20 protein-coding genes and 1 pseudogene are annotated in these 18,194 nt (G+C 65.5%); 8 read left to right on the forward strand and 13 right to left on the reverse strand.

What is annotated here, in order from left to right:
• Positions 1 to 7: 7 nt before the first annotated feature.
• The 13 genes from WDC87_RS06330 to WDC87_RS06390 form a co-directional block, all read right to left on the reverse strand.
• Complete coding sequence (locus WDC87_RS06330) at positions 8 to 958, reverse strand: TIGR03756 family integrating conjugative element protein (RefSeq protein ID WP_003109771.1); 951 nt, start codon at positions 956 to 958, stop codon at positions 8 to 10.
• Entirely contained in the window at positions 955 to 1,401 is a 447-nt protein-coding gene (locus tag WDC87_RS06335) for a TIGR03757 family integrating conjugative element protein (protein WP_003109772.1), read from the reverse strand. Before WDC87_RS06335 ends, WDC87_RS06330 begins: the two co-directional genes overlap by 4 nt.
• 164 nt (positions 1,402 to 1,565) lie before the next feature.
• Entirely contained in the window at positions 1,566 to 2,060 is a 495-nt protein-coding gene (locus WDC87_RS06340) for a JAB domain-containing protein (RefSeq protein WP_003090203.1), read from the reverse strand.
• Positions 2,061 to 2,235: 175 nt separating this feature from the next.
• Positions 2,236 to 3,003 carry a thioredoxin domain-containing protein gene (locus WDC87_RS06345; RefSeq protein WP_003090202.1) on the reverse strand — a complete coding sequence of 256 codons (768 nt, stop codon included), beginning with the start codon at positions 3,001 to 3,003 and terminating at the stop codon, positions 2,236 to 2,238.
• Positions 3,004 to 3,027: 24 nt separating this feature from the next.
• The gene (locus tag WDC87_RS06350) at positions 3,028 to 5,919 is read right to left on the reverse strand and encodes a conjugative transfer ATPase (protein WP_003105079.1); all 2,892 of its coding nucleotides are present in this window, start codon (positions 5,917 to 5,919) and stop codon (positions 3,028 to 3,030) included.
• Complete coding sequence (locus WDC87_RS06355; RefSeq protein WP_003109775.1) at positions 5,919 to 6,368, reverse strand: TIGR03751 family conjugal transfer lipoprotein; 450 nt, start codon at positions 6,366 to 6,368, stop codon at positions 5,919 to 5,921. Before WDC87_RS06355 ends, WDC87_RS06350 begins: the two co-directional genes overlap by 1 nt.
• Entirely contained in the window at positions 6,349 to 7,767 is a 1,419-nt protein-coding gene (locus tag WDC87_RS06360) for a TIGR03752 family integrating conjugative element protein (RefSeq protein WP_003109776.1), read from the reverse strand. The genes WDC87_RS06355 and WDC87_RS06360 overlap by 20 nt, the downstream gene beginning before the upstream one ends.
• The gene (locus WDC87_RS06365; protein WP_003105643.1) at positions 7,757 to 8,668 is read right to left on the reverse strand and encodes a TIGR03749 family integrating conjugative element protein; all 912 of its coding nucleotides are present in this window, start codon (positions 8,666 to 8,668) and stop codon (positions 7,757 to 7,759) included. The genes WDC87_RS06360 and WDC87_RS06365 overlap by 11 nt, the downstream gene beginning before the upstream one ends.
• Positions 8,665 to 9,357 (reverse strand): PFL_4703 family integrating conjugative element protein, encoded by a 693-nt coding sequence (locus WDC87_RS06370; protein WP_003105641.1) that lies wholly within the window; start codon positions 9,355 to 9,357, stop codon positions 8,665 to 8,667. Before WDC87_RS06370 ends, WDC87_RS06365 begins: the two co-directional genes overlap by 4 nt.
• Positions 9,354 to 9,752, reverse strand: coding sequence for a TIGR03750 family conjugal transfer protein (locus tag WDC87_RS06375; RefSeq protein WP_003105639.1), 399 nt, complete (start codon positions 9,750 to 9,752; stop codon positions 9,354 to 9,356). The genes WDC87_RS06370 and WDC87_RS06375 overlap by 4 nt, the downstream gene beginning before the upstream one ends.
• A gap of 11 nt (positions 9,753 to 9,763) precedes the next feature.
• Positions 9,764 to 10,123, reverse strand: a complete 360-nt coding sequence (locus WDC87_RS06380) for a TIGR03745 family integrating conjugative element membrane protein (protein ID WP_003090173.1) — start codon at positions 10,121 to 10,123, stop codon at positions 9,764 to 9,766.
• Positions 10,124 to 10,139: 16 nt separating this feature from the next.
• Positions 10,140 to 10,373 (reverse strand): TIGR03758 family integrating conjugative element protein, encoded by a 234-nt coding sequence (locus tag WDC87_RS06385; protein WP_003050225.1) that lies wholly within the window; start codon positions 10,371 to 10,373, stop codon positions 10,140 to 10,142.
• Entirely contained in the window at positions 10,370 to 10,753 is a 384-nt protein-coding gene (locus WDC87_RS06390; RefSeq protein ID WP_003105635.1) for an RAQPRD family integrative conjugative element protein, read from the reverse strand. The genes WDC87_RS06385 and WDC87_RS06390 overlap by 4 nt, the downstream gene beginning before the upstream one ends.
• 203 nt (positions 10,754 to 10,956) lie before the next feature.
• Here WDC87_RS06390 and WDC87_RS06395 point away from each other — a divergent pair, with 203 nt between their 5' ends.
• The 8 genes and pseudogenes from WDC87_RS06395 (at position 10,957) to WDC87_RS06430 (ending at position 18,194) form a co-directional block, all read left to right on the forward strand.
• Positions 10,957 to 11,427: a helix-turn-helix domain-containing protein gene (locus WDC87_RS06395; protein ID WP_003050245.1), complete on the forward strand. Its 471-nt coding sequence runs from the start codon at positions 10,957 to 10,959 to the stop codon at positions 11,425 to 11,427.
• Positions 11,424 to 11,999 carry a PIN domain-containing protein gene (locus tag WDC87_RS06400; RefSeq protein WP_003109777.1) on the forward strand — a complete coding sequence of 192 codons (576 nt, stop codon included), beginning with the start codon at positions 11,424 to 11,426 and terminating at the stop codon, positions 11,997 to 11,999. Before WDC87_RS06395 ends, WDC87_RS06400 begins: the two co-directional genes overlap by 4 nt.
• Positions 12,000 to 12,016: 17 nt before the next feature.
• Positions 12,017 to 12,931, forward strand: coding sequence for an AAA family ATPase (locus tag WDC87_RS06405; protein ID WP_003105629.1), 915 nt, complete (start codon positions 12,017 to 12,019; stop codon positions 12,929 to 12,931).
• Positions 12,928 to 13,398 carry a type III CBASS phage resistance system CD-NTase-associated protein Cap8 gene (gene cap8, locus WDC87_RS06410; protein ID WP_003105626.1) on the forward strand — a complete coding sequence of 157 codons (471 nt, stop codon included), beginning with the start codon at positions 12,928 to 12,930 and terminating at the stop codon, positions 13,396 to 13,398. Before WDC87_RS06405 ends, cap8 begins: the two co-directional genes overlap by 4 nt.
• Positions 13,395 to 13,895: a type III CBASS phage resistance system CD-NTase-associated protein Cap7 gene (cap7, locus tag WDC87_RS06415; RefSeq protein WP_003090159.1), complete on the forward strand. Its 501-nt coding sequence runs from the start codon at positions 13,395 to 13,397 to the stop codon at positions 13,893 to 13,895. Before cap8 ends, cap7 begins: the two co-directional genes overlap by 4 nt.
• Complete coding sequence (locus WDC87_RS06420; RefSeq protein WP_003105624.1) at positions 13,895 to 14,797, forward strand: CBASS oligonucleotide cyclase; 903 nt, start codon at positions 13,895 to 13,897, stop codon at positions 14,795 to 14,797. Before cap7 ends, WDC87_RS06420 begins: the two co-directional genes overlap by 1 nt.
• A 38-nt stretch (positions 14,798 to 14,835) precedes the next feature.
• Positions 14,836 to 15,561 (forward strand): CBASS effector endonuclease NucC, encoded by a 726-nt coding sequence (gene nucC, locus WDC87_RS06425; RefSeq protein ID WP_003050273.1) that lies wholly within the window; start codon positions 14,836 to 14,838, stop codon positions 15,559 to 15,561.
• 9 nt (positions 15,562 to 15,570) lie between these two features.
• Positions 15,571 to 18,194, forward strand: a pseudogene (locus tag WDC87_RS06430) (AAA family ATPase).

Genomic DNA, 18,194 nt, shown 5'->3' on the forward strand with positions numbered 1-18,194 from the left:
TGGCACCTCAGAGGAAATCGACGCTGCCCAGGAACACCTGCCCGCGGCGTTCGCAGCACGCATAGGGACGCCACAGCGCCCAGGCGTAGTCGCCTTGTTGGGCCTGGGTCAGCGTGCCGCTGTGCGGGAACACCACGCAGGTGTTGGACAGGCGCGGCGTCAGCTCCTGCCACTTGCCCGTAGAGGCATCACCCTCCATCAGCGCGCCGGCCGGCCAGTAGCCGTCGCGGGCGTTGGCAAGCAGCGGCTGGTACACGTGGATCTGCCCGCGGCGCGTGACGACATCACCGGCGCGCTGGGCCACGACGGCCCCGGATTTGTAGTCATCGGTCTGATGCAGGAAGCCGCCGCGCGGATAGACATTGCCCCAGAGGTTCATCGTGGTGCGCGCACCGACCTCGCGCATGCCCGGAATCAACGCCTCCGGGTAGGCCATTTCAGGCACGTTGTAGCGCCAAGCCAGCGTGTCCAGGGTGCTGAGTAGATACGGCATGAAGGCCGTGCCCGCGCCTTGGCAGAAATAGCCCGACGACGATGCGAACTGGTTGAATACCTCGCCGCCAGGATGGCCGATGACATCGCTGTTCTTGAATTTGGCGAGGTTGTTGTCGTGGTCTTCGTTCGTGGTCCCATCCCCACCTGCCTGTGCGGATGGGTTGGGCGTGCTCATCGCCTGCACCTCGACCCAGGGGTTCTCTCCGGTGTTGCTGTAGCTGGAGACGACCGCATCGGGCACGTAGTGCCGGACCTTGGTGGATGTGCGCACCGTGCAGCCCGTCCAGGTGCAGTAGAGCCAGTAGCAGATGCCCACCACCCGGTACTCCAGGCAGTCCGGCGACATGACGGAGGACACGATGGTGGCGGTGTTCAAGGCGTAGCTGCCCGTGGCGCTGATCAGCAGCAGCGAGGCCACGGCGACGCGCAGGCGGCGCAGCAGGTCGAATGGGCGATGGGTCACGGCTGCGTCCTCCGGTGTTGCTCGATGCGCGCGACGGCCCGGGCCACGTCCGGCTCGCCATAGACCACAAAGCGTTGATCCACCACGACGGCCGGGATGGTCGTGACACCCAAACTCCATGCGTCGGTGACGCCCTGGTAGGCGGTGCCGATGCGGCGCTGAAGATCGGTGCCGCCTTGCTTCAGGCGTTGCCGGACGATGGCTGCTGCCCGCTCAGGGTCGGCTGGAAGATTCGCGGAAAGCTCGGCCTCGATCCGGGGCGTTTCGCCCAACTCGATCAGTCGCTCGCCGCCCATGGTCTTGACCGGGTGGCGGCTGTCGGTGACGACCACCACGTCGGCGGCGAAGGTGGCCGGGCTGAACACCGCCAGAGACGTCGGCAGCGCCACGGCCAGGCCAAGGGTTCGCCAGCCTGGTGCGAACCGGGTAAAAGCTGCTGGCATGTCATGTGCCCCGGAAGTTGATCAGGGCCATAGTCAAACGCCGAACCCCAGGCGGCCCCAACAAACAATGCGCATCGCGGCCACCCCGCATACCTGCTTGCGTCGCCGCAAAGAAAAAAGCGGAGGCCGAAGCCTCCGCGCTGATCAACGAAGCAGTGCAACCCTTACAGCAGGCCGGACTCCGCAAAGGAGAACGGGGCACCCTGGCCGACGATGATGTGGTCCAGTACCCGCACATCGATGAGCGCCAGCGCGGCCTGCAGTTGCTGGGTCAGCATGCGATCCGCGCTCGACGGCTCGGAAATGCCCGAGGGGTGCTGGTGCGCGAAGACCACCGCGGCGGCCTTCAACTCCAGCACACGCTGCACGACGACACGCGGATAGACCGAAGTCGAGTTGATCGTGCCCCTGAACAACGGCTCGTAGGCCAGCACCTGGTGCATGCTGTCCAGGAACACCGCGGCGAATATCTCATTGGGCTCGGCGACCAGCTTCACGCGCAGGTAGTCGCGCACGGCCGTGGGGTCGAGGAGTTTCGCACCCGCTTTGAAAACCCGCTTCTCCAGCAGTGCAATGGCTTGCTGGATGATCCAGTCCTCGTGTTGGGCAGCGATGGCGGAAAGCGACTCCAGGCAGGAGTCATTGACGACGAAAGACATGGCGAACCTCCAGACGGTGAGATCGGAGGGCGCGCGCCCTGGGAGGGCAAGCCCTCCTGGGGAACGAACAAGGTGCATCCATCACCGCGGCAGCGGTGATCGTTCGCGGCCAGGATGCGAGGCGAACGGGTTTCGGTCAGCGCAGTGGACTGCGCCGTAGCCTTGAAGACCGGGGCTACCTGGGCATGTCGCCGACGACGTCGGCAGGCATTTCCGATGTAGTAGGTGTGGCGGCGGGATCGCCGGCCGCGAGCATGTCCATGGCCGACAGCAAGGCATCGCCCTCGATCGGACCCTGCAGTAGGATCGCCTTGCCGGTTTCGCGATCGTGCAGCCGCAGCGACGGCGTGGCGGTCACGCCGCTGCTCGTGGCTTCCGCCGTCTGGGTGCGGATCGGCGCCTCGGGCCGTTCGCTCGCCAGACACTGCTCGATGGCTGGCGTAAGGTCGGGGTACCGCAGGTCCTCGGGCAAGCCCTGGCCGTCGCTGCGCGTGTGGGCATAGACCCACTCGACAGCCTGCCAGAAGGCGGCATGGCCGCCAGATTCGCCGGCGCACTCCGCCAGGCTCGCTTCGGCAGACGCGGCCGGCTCATGCGCGGCCAACGGGAGGTGGTGCCATTGCAAGGCCACGTCCGCGTTGCCGGCCACCCAACGCTTGAGCACTGGGAAATAGGATCGGCAGAACGGGCATTCGAGGTCCGCGTAGAGCGTCAGCGTGAAACGCCCTTCCGGATTTCCCATCTGCCACGGAGGCCCGGCCACCTGCGTCACGCTGACCGGCGTTGAAGTCTGGGGAGTGGACTTGCCAGAATAGCGGGACACGAGCCAGATCAGCAGCAGCGCTACCAGCACGGCGGCCAACACCCAGGGCCAGCTGAGCCTCCAGCGCCGACGGCGGAACGCCTGTACCTGCATCGGAATGGATGGGCGTTTCTGTTCCATGGCGTTCTCCGGTGTACGGCAGATTCAGGGCAGGTCCAGGGTCGGCGACTCGATGCCACGTGCCCGGTCGATCTTCTCAGCCACCTTGAAGGCGGCATCCAGCTCGCTGACGCCGTGCTGCTGCATGAGCTGGTAGCGTTCTGCCTTCTCCTCGGGCTCGGTTTGCGCGAGCGCGAGGTAGAGACTTGGCGGCACGGCGCGGAACAGCACTTCCATGCTCTTGGAGAGGATGACGCCCTCGGTGAACTTGCCCGCTTCCTTGCGTGCGGAGAGCATCAGCGCCTTCTGCGCCGGCGAGAGTTCGCGGAACCTGGCGATCTTCTCCACTTCGTCCGGCGGCATCGACAGGCACACCCACCACTCGATCATGTTGAGCATGGGCTCTGCGGCGCGCGGCAGATCGTCGATGTTTTGCGTCGCCAGCCAGAACCAGGCGCCCAACTTGCGCCACATTTTTGTAATTTTCACGACATAGGGCGCGAGCAGCGGGTTCTTGGTGATGATGTGACCTTCGTCGGTCACGTTGACGATCGGCCGGCCCAGGTACTGGTCGCGCTCGGCGATGTTGTTCACCGTGCTGATCAGGCTGATGTAGGCGATGGAGAGCTGCGCGTTGTAGCCCTCGCGGGCATAGGTCGCCAGATCGACCAGCGTGATGTCGGCCTCGGGCCACGGCGTGCCGTCACGGTCGAACATCTCGCCGTCCGTGCCTTGGCAGAACATGTCCATCGCGTCCGCCATCTCCAGCAGCCGCACGCGCCGCATCTCGGGCAGCGTCGGGTCCTGGCCACGGGCGCGCAGCGCGTTGCGCACGTCGCGCGTGAGCACGGTGCGCTTTTCGGCCACGCAATGTTCGGCGGCGTCGAGGATGCACTGGCGGATCAGCGAGCGGTCGGCCCGCGTCATCCGCGCTTCTTCCTTGTCTTCGCCGCCCGTGATCATCAGCCGCGCTGTGATCTCCAGTTCGCCCAGCACGTCGCGCTGCTCGTCCGCTTCCATGGCCGAGGCATCGGGGGGCAGGTCTTCGTCCAGCGCGTCGGCATCGAGCGTCTGTACGTCGCTGGGCGTTTCGATCAGCCGGCGTGCGTCGGCGAACGGCGCCAGGCTGATGCCCGATCCGGGGGCCAGCTTGACCCGGTTCACGGTCAGGCCCAGGCGTCTGGCGAAGTCGCTGAACAGGCCGAAGCTGTTGCCGGCTTCCACGATGAAAAGCCGCGGCCGGTAGATGGCCGTCACCTGGTTCAGCAGGTTGTTGAGCGTGGCGGACTTCCCCGAGCCGGTGGGGCCAAATAGAAACAGATGGGCATTCATCTGCCGATCCAACCTGTTCAAGGGGTCGAACGTAATCGGGCCGCCGCCGCGATTGAACATCGTGATGCCGGGATGCCCCGTGCCCTGGGCGCGGCCCCATACTGGCGACAGGTTCGCCGCGTGCTGGGCGAACATCAGTTGCGTGTACCACCGGCGCCGGTCCTTGCCGGGGTTGTAGCAGCACGGCAGCCAGCGCAGGTAGCTGTTGAGCGGCGCCACCTCGTCGTCCTCGCGCACCGGCTGCAGGCCGGCGTTGAGCATCACGTTCGCGAGGTCCAGGCCGCGCCGATCCAGTTCCGCCTCGTCGCGCCCGCGTAGGTAGAACGCCAGAGTGCCCCGGTAGAGCTTGTGCGCGCTGCCGATCAGGGAGCGGGCTTCATGCACGTCCTTGAGCGTCTGCTCCGACGCCAGCGTCTCGCCCACAGCTTTCTTCGCCAGATGGTTGAGGTCCGATTCGAGGACGTCCTGCGGCGTGGCCACCATGGTGAGACACATCAAGGTGTCCTCGGGCATCTGGTCGAACAGCGTGTTGATCGCGTCCCCCTTGCGGGTCTCGCCGGTCAGGTGCCCGGTGCCGGGCGGCATGCGCAGCCGGTCGGTGATCAGCACGCGGTGCGGCATGCCGTCGAAGTACCAGGCCCCTTGCGCCACGTCCGAGCGCGGCTGCCCAAAGAACAGCCGCTGGCTGAAATCCCGCCCGCTCGCCAGCTCGATCTCGCCGGCCTCGCTTTCCTCGGTACTGTCCGGATAGCGCGCCAACGCGTAGAAGCGCTCCCGGTCCTCCACCCCAGGCCCGAGCAGCGTGGGGCGCGGGTTGAACCACCGCAGCAGCCAGTCGTGGACGTCGGCCGCGACCATGCGCCGGGCCTGGATGCCGGCGTTCGCCAGGCCGCCGCACAGGCGGTCGCAGACGATGCCCAGCATCTGCTCGGGTGTCTGGCCGCGGCGGTTTGCCTGTCCCTGTCCGCTCGCGCGGCGGTACACCACCATGCGCACGCGCCGCGTCTGGCCGCGCCAGCGCAGCCGCGTGACCACCGTGTCCTCGAACAGGCCGCCGGGCTTGGCCACAGCGCGCAGGTGGTGGCCGAAGAAGCGCAGGTAGAACTCGGTGAACGCCGAGCCGCGCGCACGTGGCTGCACGTAATCGCGCAAGGTCTGCATGTACTGGTCGAAGCTCGGTTCGTCCTGGGCATAGAGCTGGAGCACCCACGGGTTCTCGTCCAGTTCATCGAAGCTGTCCTGAAGCGCGTTTTCCAGGGCGTCGCGGGCATGCGCGAGCCAGCCGGGTTCCCGGCCTTCGGTGCCCAGCGGCACCAGCTCGTAGAAGGCGGCCACCGATTGGCCGTCCTCCAGGAGCATCGATTTCGACTCGGGCAAGAACTCCACCCAGGGCAGCAGTTCCACGAAGGACGGTGCGACGTCGTACAGCGCCTGCTCGTCGGCCACGGTCGCCGGCTTGCGGCCCTGGACCGCGGCGCCGGGTTCGGGGATGCCGGCTTGCTGCAAGGCCTCGACGTGGCGCTGCCAGCCGTCCGGCTGCTCGTCGGCGGCGGTGTCTTCGGCGCTGACGGCAGCCAGCTTCGGCCATGGAAGTTTCCACCGCATCAGTAGTCCTCCGTCCTCTCGCCAGGCATCGCGTACTGCACGCGCTGGTACAAGGGGAAAACCGTCGTGTAGCCCGGCACGGGAACGGGGTCGGTGCCGGCCAGGTGCGGGTACACGTACATCACGAGATCGGGATTGGGCAGACGCTGGAACTGGCGGTGAACCTCATTGCGCGCGGTGCGCGTGTAGCGCATCTGCTCGACAGGTGCGGCCTGCACGTCGGCGTCGGTCAGGGGCCGACGCAGGCTCTGGCGCGCATCGAGCAACTGGCGGCCGGCGTTCCGTCCGGCTGCGCCACCGCCGTCGCCGGCCTCCTGCTGCCAGATGTCCATCATCGTGCGGTCACCGTGGGTCAACAGCTTTTCCTTGCTGGTGGCGCAGCCGGCGAGCACCGCGACGGCGAGGGCCAGTGCTAGGCCACGGGCCAGGTTAGTCAAGTTCAAGGGCATGGCTTTCTCCTGCGCGGTGATCGACCTTGCGGCCTTCGGGATCGAAGTCGATGGCGAGCGGCTTTTCGAGGTGGACGGCAACCTTGGCGCCGGGTTGGACATAGACGGCGGCGAAGGCTTGGCCGTAGAGCTTGTTGACCCAGGCCGACATGTCCCGGACACCGCCCGCGAGAATCTGGCCGACCGCTTCTTGGCCGGTGATGCCCACGGTGCCGATGGAGCCGTCCGAGCCGACATAGGACATGCGGCCGCTGCCACTCTCGATGAGCGAGGCCACACCGGCACCGGCCGCGGTGATTAGGGCCTGCGAGCCGAGGTATTGCTGGGCGTTGCTGCGCCGCTCGCCGCTGACGCAAGGAATGCCGTGGGGATCGCTGATCCAGCCCAAGCCGTCGCGCTGTTGGTTGTTCTGCTGGTTGCCCTCGCGGTCTTCGGGGATCGTGCGAATCGTGCCGTCGTTGAAGACGAACGTGATGCTGCGCACCTGACCTCGCACGCACGAGAGCGTCCAGTCGCCCGAGGCGGTGCCGCTGAACACGGCGCCGGCCACGTCGGGAATGTCGATGCCATTGGCGGTCAGGTTGTCCGGCCCGACCAGAACTTTGAACGGATAGGGATCGTTGACCGTGCCGTCGATCGGCACGCGGCCGATCAGGGCCGTCATCGCCACCGATCCCATTAGCGTCGAGTTGGTCGGCACGGTATAGACCGGCTTGGCATTCTTGACCCCGGCGGCGCGGGCGCCCGCGTTGGCCACGGTTTCAGCGGTGGTTTCGAGCGTGCTCTGCGCCGGGCCGAAGCTCGTGGGGAAGCTCATGCCGCCGCTCGCGCCACGCCCCCCGTTGCGCCCCTCGGCGGGCTTTGCGTCGTCCGGCTCGACCCACCGCACGCCGCCCTCCATGCCGGCCTCGTCGCCGCCCTGCAGCCCCAGGCCCACGGGCAGGTCCGCATGGCCGCCGCCGCGCCCGCCGATGCTGTCCAGGCGCCGCTGCAGGTCGGCGAGCAGCCCTTCGGTCTGCTGGCGCGCGCTGGCCGCCTGCTCTTGGTCGCGGCGCAGGTTGGACCGCTCGGATTCGAGCGCCGAGTTGATGCGCTGGTCGATGGAGTTCTCGCGCTGGCGCAGCCGCTGGTTCTCTTCACGCTGCGACTTGTTGTCCGAGAGCGCGGTCTGAAGCTCGGTGCGCAACTGCTTCACTTGGGCAACGAGCGTCGCCACGGTGTCGCGCGGGGTGTCGCCTTCGATGCCCAGCGCCTTCATTTCCTCGGGCGTGAGCTGGGCGCCGTTGTCCGCCGCGGGTGGCGCCGTGCCGCCTCCACCCGAGAACAGCCGGATACCGGCGAACAGCACCAGGATGGCGACAGGGATCATCAGCCACTTGAGCAGGCCGTTACTGCGCATGGCGGGCCTCCTTGGCGTTCTCGTCGCCGTCCGGCTGCGGCAGATGCACGGCAGGGTCGAAGCGGTGAATCGCCGGCAGCAGCGACTGCGCGAGGCCGCGGCCGCGCGTGACCAGGTACAGCACGGTCGTGTCCTCGGTCGTGCCGCGCGGGCCCAGCGCCTCGTGCTGGAAGGTGGCGGTGAGGAAATCGCCTTGCAGCACGCGCGGGTCGAGCGCGACCCAGTCGGCGCCGGTGTTGGTGAGGCGCACGGCAGTCACCCATTGGTCTTCCAGGCGCCACGACGCGAGCACGGCCGCGCGCACCGGCAGCGTTGGCATCAGTGTGTCCAGGTCGAGGTCGCGGGGAAGGTTGACCCGCATGACGCCCGGAAGCGGCTCGACGGTGCGCAGCGGTGCGTAGAGGTTCTGCGCGGCGAAGCGCGTCAGCACGACAGGGACCGGAGTTTCGCGCCGCGCGGTCCGCGCACCTGCCTGGCCCTGGGCGCGTGCCGGGGCCTCGGCACTGTCGGCCTGCTCGCCATAGCGTCCCGGTGCGCTGTCACCCTCGACGATGCGCACCGGCTCCAGCTCGGCTTCCCCGTCCTTGGGCGGTTCGGCTGCGATGTCCAGCAGGATCAGCGCGCCCGTGTCGGCGTCCTGCAGTTGCAACCGCGTGGGCTCGATCGGCTCGCTGGCACGCAGGTACACCGCGCCGCCCGCACTCTGCACGCGCAGGCGTTTGCCCACGCCTGCGGGCACGCCCACGCGCACGTTCCGGTCGATGAATACGATGCGTTCCTGACCGACCTTCAGCGGCACTGCCAGTGGCATGCGTTCCCAACGCAGGATCTCCACCGCCTGGGCGACGGGTGCCGCGGCCACGGCCAGTAGCCCCAGCAGCGCGAGTACAGGATGCTTCATGGGGTGTTTCCTCCTTGAGGCGCTTGCGGATTCAGGTCACTCGGCGCCGGGCGCGCCGGCTCCGGTGCACTGATGCGCTGGGGCGCGCCTTCGTAGCAGTCCAGCGCCAGGCCGAACGGGTTGCGGGCGGGATCGACGTCCACCCGCGTGACCTTGATCGGATAGCGCACCAGGGCGCGTTTGACCTGCTCGGCGCCGTAGTACTCGTCCGCCGTGATGTCCAGCGTCACCACCCAGTCGCGATCGGATACGGTGCGCACGCGCGCCGTGGGGTCGTCGCCATAGCCGCGGCCGGGAATCTCGTAGATGCCGCGCACGCGCTGACGCAGCTCGCCCGTGGAGCGGCGGTAGTCATAGTCCGCCCGCAGGAAGGCCTGGCAGGACGGGGTGAGGTACGGCGAGAGCGTATGGAGGTTGCGCGAGTAGTCTTCTTCGCCATTGGTCGGCCAGCGGTTCAGCGTCTGGAACACGTAGAACGTGAACGCATAGACCGATTCGGGCGGCACTTCCCACCACTTGCGGGTACTGCCAGAGCGCAGGTCGGGCGGGACGTGGATGGTCAGGTCGCGCGGCGCGCTCCACCAGCCGCCGCCCATGACCAGGGCGACAATGACCAGCGCGCCCGCGCCCAGGCGCAAGGTCTTGATGTGCGCCTGCAGGTGGGCGATCTCGTTCTTGAAGCGGCTCATCGCATGCTCCTGCGGGTGGACCAGAAGCCCGAGCGCGAGATCAGCACGTGGCCGCCCACCCAGCCGGCCATCAGCGGATGGCGCGTTGCGATGCGCCACTGCAACTGTCGATACAGCCAGGTGTCGGGGCGCCCACGCTTGAGGCGGCGCAGGATGCCGCCGCCGATGAACACGCCCAAGGCCACGCCCAGGACAACGAACGTCGGTGCGATGGCGATCGTGCGGAACACCCACGAAAGCGGCGCGCCGACCAGCAGGCCGGCCGCGCCGGACAGGCCGCAGCAGATCCACAGCTCGTCGGCGGTGAGGCCGCGCACGACCACGGGATGGCGGTTGAGCCGGTGCGGAAGGAACGTGACCGTCCCGTCCGCACGGACGTGCTGCTGCTCGGACATACCGGCCTCGCTTACAGGATGCCGGTGGCTTCGGTGAGCAGCCAGATGCCGATCACGAGCAGCACGGCGCCGATGGCGACCGTGAGGCCGAATTGGCCCCACGTCTTGCGGCCGGTGTGGATCTCCGCGTAGGTGCCGTAGGCGTGGTAGCAGACGCCGATGAACATCGACGCCACCACCAGCAGGGCCACGAGCATGATGATGTCGTAGCCGTAGTTGCGGATGGTCTCCATGATGCCGTTGCCGGTGCCGCGCGTCGGGTTCTCCAACTGCGGCAGACCTTGCGCGAACGACAGTGCGGGCAGCGCGGCGGCGCCCAGGGCCACGGCGGCGCGCTGGGCAAAACGGGAAGTGAGGTTGCGGTTGTGCATGGTCGGGCCTTTCATGTCAGGACAGGAGGAAGAAACTCAGGACGAGGTACATCGCGACGAAGCGGATGCAGACGCCGAGGAACTGGCGCTGGTTGAGGCGGCTCTCGGACCACCCCACATAGGCCGTTCGGATGGCCCAGACGCCCCACACGAGCAGGACCGCGAACACGACGCCGACCAGGACGGTCGCCATCGCGGAAGGCGCGATACCGCTGTTGGCTTGAAATGCCGAGACCTGGGCGCCGTTCATTGCTCGCCCTCCGCAGTCGTCTTCGGCGATGGCGAAGCGGCCCGCTCGGTGCGGTAGTCGCCGGCCAGTTCGGAGGGGTCGCGCGGCTGAGCGCGTGATGGCGTCAGGTGGAACTGGATGCCGGCGCGCACGCGCGCCAGGTCAGCCAGCAGCCGTGGGTAATCGAAGTGGTAGCGCTCGCCCGGCTGGATGGGGGCATGCGCGGCGCTGTCCGCGACGGTGCGTTCCAGCGCGTCGAGCTGGCGCAGCGCGGCGACCAACTCCTGGCGCTGCGCCGGGGACTCGGCCAATGCCATCGGGGACTGGCCCAGCACGAGGGCCGTCACGAAACAAGTGGGCACGCCGCGATGCGCGGCGCGCAGCCAGATCGAAGCCACCATCGCGCCATTCCTGTGTGATCAGCAATGGGTTGATCGTGGAGATCAGGGCTGTTTCAGGCCGCAAACAATAGGAACTGGCGGACGACCGGATTGGGCATGCTGCGAGCGAACCTACAAAAGCACGGGTCGCGCTTCGATTATTGCGTTTTTCGAGTATTTCGAATATGATCGGCTCTGCAACCGTTTTCGCTTAGGAGCTACCCATGACCACCGCCACTGCCCAATCCAAGATGACCCTTCCCGCCGCGGGAGAGGTGAAGGCAGCCGTCCAGGGTCAACGTGCCTTGGCGGCTTACCTCGCAACCCAGTTCGAGACGCAGCACATCCAGATCTTTGATGACCACAAACAGGCTCATCAGGTGGAACTGCCTACCTCGGCTTTACGCCTGCTGGTCGACATCCTGGCCGAGTTGGCCGATGGCAATGCAGTAAAGGTGGTGCCCGTCCATGCAGAGCTGACGACCCAAGAGGCGGCGGACTTGCTCAACGTGTCCCGTCCCCATTTCGTCAAGCTGCTCGAAGATGGGGTGTTGGCATTTCATCGCACCGGCAAGCACCGCAGGGTGAGGTTCGCCGATCTGATGCAGTACAAGGAAGCGCGCGAGCGCGCCAGTGAGCAGGCGATGGCCGAACTCGCTCAGCAGTCGCAAGAGTTGGGAATGGGATACGAATGAGGCATTCCCCATTCACCGCCGTCTACGACGCGTGCGTTCTATATCCCGCGCCACTGCGGGATTTCCTGATGTGGCTCGGCCTGTCTGGCCGCTTCCGGGCGCGGTGGAGCCAAGCCATTCATGAGGAGTGGAAACGCAACCTGTTGATCAACCGCCCCGATCTCACCCGGGTTCAGGTCGACAGGACGTCGGATCTCATGGACCGGGCAATTCCGGACGGCTTGGTGGAGGGCTACGAAGCGCTCGTGGCAGGCCTGACATTGCCCGATCCGGACGACCGGCACGTCCTGGCTGCGGCGATTCGCTGCGGTGCGAGCGTGATTGTGACGTTCAACGAACGGGATTTCCCGAACGATCTGCTGGCTCCGTACGGCATCGAATCGCAGCACCCCGATGAGTTTGTGGACAACCTACTGGATCTGGACGCGGCCGCCGTGGTGTCGGCTGCGCAGCGCCAGCGTGCCCAACTCAAGCATCCGCCGATCGAGGTGGACCGCTATCTCGAAATCCTGCTGCGCCAGGGCCTTGTGCAAACGACCAAGGTGCTGGCGACCTATCGCACCATTCTCTGACCCGCCGAGAGCCACGGATGACCAAGAATCCTTCATCAGACGCCACTTTGCCGAAAGGCATCCATCGAAGCTGGAAGCTGCCGGACACGTCGCTGGGCGCCCTGTGGGATTCCATCGTCATGGACGAAGCTCTCAAGAAGCAGTTGCTGTCACAGGCGATCGTCAACTTCACGGTGCGCCCCAAGGTGGAGCGCACGGTACTCCCCCTGCACGGCGTGATCTTGTTGGTCGGCCCGCCGGGGACTGGGAAGACCTCCTTGGCACGGGGCTTGGCGCATCGTGTGGCCGAATCTTTTTCTTCTGCGAAGTTTCGATTGCTGGAAGTAGAGCCTCACACGCTGACGAGCTCTGCAATGGGAAAGACTCAACGCGCCGTGGCAGACCTGTTCTCGCAATCGATCGCAGAATCCGCAGCGGCGGGCCCGACGATCGTCCTTCTGGACGAGGTCGAAACGCTTGCGGCTGATCGAGCCAAGCTCAGCCTGGAAGCCAACCCGGTTGATGTGCACCGGGCCACCGACGCGGTGTTGGTGCAGTTGGACATGTTGGCCGAACGCAACCCGCATCTGCTGTTCGTGGCCACCAGCAACTTCCCACAGGCCGTCGACAGTGCCTTCCTATCTCGTTGCGACATGGTGATGGAGGTGCCACTGCCCGGCAAGGATGCCTGCAAGCAGATCCTGGTGGACTGCCTGAATGGCCTGGCAAAGACATTTCCGGGGATTGGCAAGCTTTCCTCGGCTCACCAGTTCGACGCGTGCGCTGGCGAGTGCGTCGGATTGGATGGTCGGGCCATTCGCAAGGTCGTAGCCAACGCCCTCGCGGCCGACCCGCAAGTGGCTATCGATCCGAACAAGCTTTCCGTAGAGCACCTGCGCAGTGCGATACGACAGGCAACGCAAATGCGCCTTCAAGGAGGGAAGCAAAAATGACCACCGTTGTCAGCCGGACGTTTCGCAGCTCGCCGCACCGCGATGCGTTGCAGACGTGGGATGCCATTGTCGAACTGCTCACTCAGGGCAAGGACGGCACGGCTCGCTCTGAACTCAGGGCCGTGGCGGGCGTGGCCGCCAGCTTGATCGCCGACCAGGCACCCAAGAGCGCGCCCATCGTTGCGACATGCGATGGACCACGGACCAGGATCTACTGCCTCTTCGACGAAGACGCGATCGATGGTGATGATGCCAACGAAGAAGTCTTGGGGTTCGAGCCGTTGAAGGGAGACTGGGGAGTCTCGCTGCCGTGTCCGAAGGAGCAGCTCGGCTGGGTGCAAACCGCGCTCAAAAAGCACAGTTCTCGCATCATTGCACGGGACTTGAGCCAAGGAATTGCCACGCAGGCGCAGGCCGATGCTGGACAAGCGCTGTCGCTCGACCTCGGAGGTTTCCTCAAGTCATGAGCACCGTCGCCACCTACTCGTACACGCACTCGGTTACCTATGTGACCGACAACATCCTCAAGAGCTTGAAAGACATCATCCTGCTCAGTGGGCTGGACCCCGAGCACTTCGCGGATCGCTGGGAGAGCAATACCCGAGCCATCAAGACGTGGCTCGGGACCGGTGATCTGCGCAAGGTGATTCTGGAGATCTACAACCCGGCAACCGACAAACTCGTGACCCGATGGGATATCGACATCGTGTATGGGTGGTCCGATGGCGACGGCAGCTTCTGGACGGATACCGAGCAGTTGAAGTACGCGATCAAGAAAGCTGGGCTGCTGCCATCGCAGGCCAAGTACAAGTTAATGCTCGATACAAAGCCAGGGCGGCCTGATGTGGAGGGGTGGAGCAAAGGAAGTTATCGCTCGACGGATGGAATGGTCAAGCAGAGCCTAGGCTCGACTGTCGAACACAGCGGCCTGGCGGGTCAGGCCGGATATTGGAGGCAACGCTGATGCTGTCGATCGATGAAGCTTTTCGCAAGTTCAAGTCGCGTCTGGAACTCAACGAACGCGAACAGAAGAATGCCTCGCAACGCCAGAACGAAGTGCGGGACTACCTGCAGACCAAGTTCGGCATTGCGCGCAGCTTCCTGACCGGGTCCTATGCTCGATACACGAAGACGAAGCCGCTCAAGGATATCGACATCTTCTTCGTGCTGAAGGACTCGGAGAAGCATTACCACGGCAAGGCCGCATCGGTAGTGCTGGATGATTTCCACTCTGCATTGGTGGAGAAATACGGTTCGGCGGCCGTGCGCAAACAGGCGCGCTCGATCAACGTGGATTTCGGTGTTCACATCGACGCGGAGGACAACACGGACTACCGGGTGGTCAGCGTGGATGCGGTGCCCGCATTCGACACCGGCGACCAGTATGAGATCCCCGATACGGCGTCCGGAAAGTGGATCAAGACGGACCCGGAGATCCATAAGGACAAGGCGACCGCAGCGCACCAAGCCTATGGCAATGAGTGGAAAGGTCTCGTGCGCATGGTGAAGTACTGGAACAACAATCCCAAGCACGGCGATCAGAAGCCGGTGAAGCCCTCGTTCCTGATCGAGGTAATGGCCCTTGAGTGTCTTTACGGCGGCTGGGGAGGATCGTTCGATCGCGAGATCCAGTCGTTCTTTGCCACGCTTGCCGATCGTGTTCATGACGAGTGGCCGGATCCCGCCGGACTTGGCCCGGCGATCAGCAACGATATGGATGCCGCGCGCAAGCAGCGCGCGCAGCAGCTGCTGTTCCAGGCGAGCCAGGACGCAAGCATCGCCATCGACCACGCGCGTCGTGGTCGCAATATCGAAGCGCTTCGCGCCTGGCGCGCACTGTTTGGCCCCAAGTTCCCACTGTCCTGATTCCATCGGCTTCCATACACGTCCCATCGAGGTACAGCATGTCCCAGTGGTCGCTTTCCCAGCTCCTGTCGTCCCTGCATGAAGACATCCAGCAGCGCTTGTCCGTAGTACGCAAGACCTTCGGTCACCCGGGTACGAAGGGGGATGCGAGCGAGAACGTCTGGATCGACATGCTGGATACCTATCTGCCCAAACGGTACCAGGCGGCGAAGGCGCATGTGGTGGACAGCCTGGGGAACTTCAGCCAGCAGATCGATGTGGTGGTGTTTGATCGGCAATATTCGCCTTTTATCTTCACCTACGAGAACGAGACGATCATTCCAGCCGAAAGCGTGTACGCCGTGTTCGAGGCCAAGCAGACGGCTGACGCGGGGCTTGTGGCCTATGCCCAGGAGAAGGTCGCCAGTGTGCGCAGGCTGCACCGCACGAGCCTGCCGATCCCGCACGCTGGCGGGACCTACCCAGCGAAGCCGTTGATTCCGATTCTGGGTGGCTTGCTCACCTTCGAGAGCGAATGGAGTCCTGCATTGGGCCCATCCATGGACAAGGCGCTGAACGCAAACCTCACCGAGGGGCGTCTGGACATCGGATGCGTTGCCGCCCACGGGCACTTTTTCTATGACCAAGCCAGCGGCGCGTACAGCTACACCAACGAAAACAAGCCGGCGACCGCGTTTCTTTTCAAGCTGATCGCGCAGCTTCAGTTCAGTGGAACGGTCCCCATGATCGATGTGGAGGCTTACGGTCAGTGGTTGACCAAGTGAGGGGTCGCTGTGGCAAGCATACGTTCGGAGTACCACCGGTTCCTGGCGCACTTGACGCAGCGGCACGTGCACGACGACGTGCGCCGGCTGGCGCACCTGGTGCTCGATCACCTGCAGCCACTGGCCGAGGTCGGTGCTGCACGCCGGGGGCGCTCCACGCGCTTGGCGCCGCTGGCCATCGCGCATCTGGCGCAGATGCCTGTCGCCTACGACGGGGACGCGCGCGGCCCCGAAAACGGGCCGGCGCTCGGGCGACTGCACCAGCTCGAAGTCGGGCCGTTTCGAGGATTCATGCGGCAGGAGACGTTCGACCTCAGCCATGACATCACCTTGGTCTACGGTGCCAACGGCACCGGCAAGAGCAGCTTCTGCGAAGCCTTGGAAGTGGCGATGCTCGGTTCGATCAGCGAAGCGCAGGCCAAGCGGGTCGACCAGCGGACGTACTGCAACAACGCTCGCCTGCGCCGCCACATCGCGCCAGTCCTGTCGTCTACGGCGGCGGGCGAGGCGCAGGCCGTCCAGCCCGACGAAGCTGAGTATCGCTTCTGCTTCATCGAGAAGAACCGCCTCGACGATTTCGCCCGAATCGCCGCGCGGACCCCGAGCGATCAGCGCCAGCTCATCGCCACCCTGTTCGGCGTGGACCAGTTCAGCGAGTTCGTGCGCGGCTTCAACCCCTCGCTCGATCAGGACCTGATGCTTGCCGGCGTGCAGGCGGCGCAGCTGGCGCAGCGTCGCCTGCAGTTGGCGAACTCCGAACAGACCATCGCCGCCTACCCGCAGAAGATCGCAGCGGTCGAGGGCCTGGAACAAGCTTTGGCGCAGCGCATGTCACCTGGCGCGACCTATCAAACCTGCGTGGACTGGCTGCTGGGTACGCCGCAGCAGCAAGGACGGCTACCGTATGTCCAGGCTCAGCTGGACGCCAACCCGCCTGCCATTCACGAGGTGACCCAGGCCCGCCTGCAAGCGTTGCTGGCAGAGGCCTACCGCGTCCAGGGACTGTGGCAAGCGTCTTCCGCGCAACTCGCGGCCCGCGCCGGCGAGGTGTCGTACGCGAAGCTCTACGAGGCCGTGCAAGCGTTGGCGGACGGGGCGACCGCGTGTCCGGCATGTGGAACCGAACTGGCCGCCGTGGCGCAGGACCCGTTCGCCAGGGCGCGAATGGGCCTGGAGCAGCTCGCGCAACTGGCCGTCCTGCAGCAGCAGGAGGCCGGGCATCGGACACAGTTGAGCGAGGCGGTCCGAGCGCTGTGTGACGAAATGCGCCGCGTGGTGGCGGCGGCTGGGGTCGCTTGTCCTGCCGAATCGCAGGCCGCGGGCCTGCCACTGCTGCCTCCCACGTCGGCGGGCAATTGGCTCGGCGGCGGGGTGAATGGGGACCAGCGCGCCTGGCAAGCCCTCTTACGGATCGCACAGATCATCGAAGGCTTCGACGCGCAGGCGCGCGACGTGAATGCCCAGCGCGGCGCGATGGCCCAGGAGCGGGACCGCCTGCAACAGCATCAGCTGGAGATCGAACGGCTGCGGACCATGCGCACGACTGCGGATCAGGAGCTGGCGGCCGCCCGCCAAACCGTGGCCCAATTCGACGACGCGAACCGCGGCCTGATCCAGGCGGCCACGGACGAAATGCCGGTGGTGGTGCACCATCAGCGGGTCAAGGCCGCCTACGACGGTTTCCTGCCCGAGATTCAGGCATACCTGACCGCTCTGCCGGGGTTCTGCTACAGGGGCTGGGAGACCAAGCCCGCCATCTCTACAACGCATTCAACCGGGCCGATCCGCCCGGCGATCTGCTGCACGCGCTGTGGTTGCCCGTGGCCGAGAACGGCAAGATCGAGGTGGAGTTCGCCGGCGAGCCGGGCGCGCGCTACGACGCGTTGATCGTCTTCAGCGAAGGGCACATCAAATGCCTGGGCCTGGCGATTCTGCTTGCCAAGAACCTCGCGCAGGGCTGCCCCGTGGTCATATTCGATGACGTCGTCAACGCGATCGACGACGACCATCGCGATGGCATCTGGCGTACCTTCTTCGAGGACGGTTTGCTCCACGGCAAGCAGGTTATCCTCACCTCGCACGCAGAGGAGTTCCTGCACCGCATCCAGCAGGAGTTGGGCGTGCGCCGCGCCGCGGCCATTAAGCGCTACAAGTTTCTCCCGCATCAGGGAGAGCACGAACTGCGGGTCGACAGCGACCCGCCAGCGAAGAACTATGTTCTTCTGGCCCAGCAGGCGTTGGCGGCTGACGAGAAACGCGAGGCACTGCGTCAGGCCCGGCCGGCGCTGGAGAGTCTGACGGACCGCCTGTGGACGTGGCTGGGTCGGCGGGCGGACGGCCGGATCGACATCAAGCTGAGCGGGCCCCGCGCGCCTTGGGAGCTGAACAATAAATGCACCAAGTTGCGGTCGGCCGTCGAGCGTATCGCGGCGCAACATGCGGGTGCGCCGGATGCCGTAGGGGCGTTGGTCCGGCTGCTCAATGTCAGCGGTACGAGTATTGAATGGGGTTACCTCAATAGCGGTGTGCACGACGCTCAGCGCGATCATGAGTTTGATCGGGCGACGGTAAGAACGGTCGTCGAGGCGGTTACGGCGTTGGATGCTGCTCTTGATACCCTGCAGAACCGATGA

Source organism: Stenotrophomonas maltophilia group sp. Smal12 (assembly GCF_037079935.1).
GTDB lineage: Bacteria > Pseudomonadota > Gammaproteobacteria > Xanthomonadales > Xanthomonadaceae > Stenotrophomonas > Stenotrophomonas sepilia.

Coding starts and splice junctions, on each gene's coding strand:
- WDC87_RS06360 (WP_003109776.1), bottom strand. CDS start 7,767: ATGCGCAGTAACGGCCTGCTCAAGTGGCTGATGATCCCTGTCGCCATC.
- WDC87_RS06420 (WP_003105624.1), top strand. CDS start 13,895: ATGCTGTCGATCGATGAAGCTTTTCGCAAGTTCAAGTCGCGTCTGGAA.
- WDC87_RS06385 (WP_003050225.1), bottom strand. CDS start 10,373: ATGAACGGCGCCCAGGTCTCGGCATTTCAAGCCAACAGCGGTATCGCG.
- WDC87_RS06355 (WP_003109775.1), bottom strand. CDS start 6,368: ATGCCCTTGAACTTGACTAACCTGGCCCGTGGCCTAGCACTGGCCCTC.
- WDC87_RS06345 (WP_003090202.1), bottom strand. CDS start 3,003: ATGGAACAGAAACGCCCATCCATTCCGATGCAGGTACAGGCGTTCCGC.
- WDC87_RS06405 (WP_003105629.1), top strand. CDS start 12,017: ATGACCAAGAATCCTTCATCAGACGCCACTTTGCCGAAAGGCATCCAT.
- WDC87_RS06350 (WP_003105079.1), bottom strand. CDS start 5,919: ATGCGGTGGAAACTTCCATGGCCGAAGCTGGCTGCCGTCAGCGCCGAA.
- WDC87_RS06380 (WP_003090173.1), bottom strand. CDS start 10,123: ATGCACAACCGCAACCTCACTTCCCGTTTTGCCCAGCGCGCCGCCGTG.
- WDC87_RS06370 (WP_003105641.1), bottom strand. CDS start 9,357: ATGAGCCGCTTCAAGAACGAGATCGCCCACCTGCAGGCGCACATCAAG.
- WDC87_RS06340 (WP_003090203.1), bottom strand. CDS start 2,060: ATGTCTTTCGTCGTCAATGACTCCTGCCTGGAGTCGCTTTCCGCCATC.
- nucC (WP_003050273.1), top strand. CDS start 14,836: ATGTCCCAGTGGTCGCTTTCCCAGCTCCTGTCGTCCCTGCATGAAGAC.
- WDC87_RS06375 (WP_003105639.1), bottom strand. CDS start 9,752: ATGTCCGAGCAGCAGCACGTCCGTGCGGACGGGACGGTCACGTTCCTT.
- cap8 (WP_003105626.1), top strand. CDS start 12,928: ATGACCACCGTTGTCAGCCGGACGTTTCGCAGCTCGCCGCACCGCGAT.
- WDC87_RS06395 (WP_003050245.1), top strand. CDS start 10,957: ATGACCACCGCCACTGCCCAATCCAAGATGACCCTTCCCGCCGCGGGA.
- WDC87_RS06335 (WP_003109772.1), bottom strand. CDS start 1,401: ATGCCAGCAGCTTTTACCCGGTTCGCACCAGGCTGGCGAACCCTTGGC.
- WDC87_RS06390 (WP_003105635.1), bottom strand. CDS start 10,753: ATGGTGGCTTCGATCTGGCTGCGCGCCGCGCATCGCGGCGTGCCCACT.
- cap7 (WP_003090159.1), top strand. CDS start 13,395: ATGAGCACCGTCGCCACCTACTCGTACACGCACTCGGTTACCTATGTG.
- WDC87_RS06365 (WP_003105643.1), bottom strand. CDS start 8,668: ATGAAGCATCCTGTACTCGCGCTGCTGGGGCTACTGGCCGTGGCCGCG.
- WDC87_RS06400 (WP_003109777.1), top strand. CDS start 11,424: ATGAGGCATTCCCCATTCACCGCCGTCTACGACGCGTGCGTTCTATAT.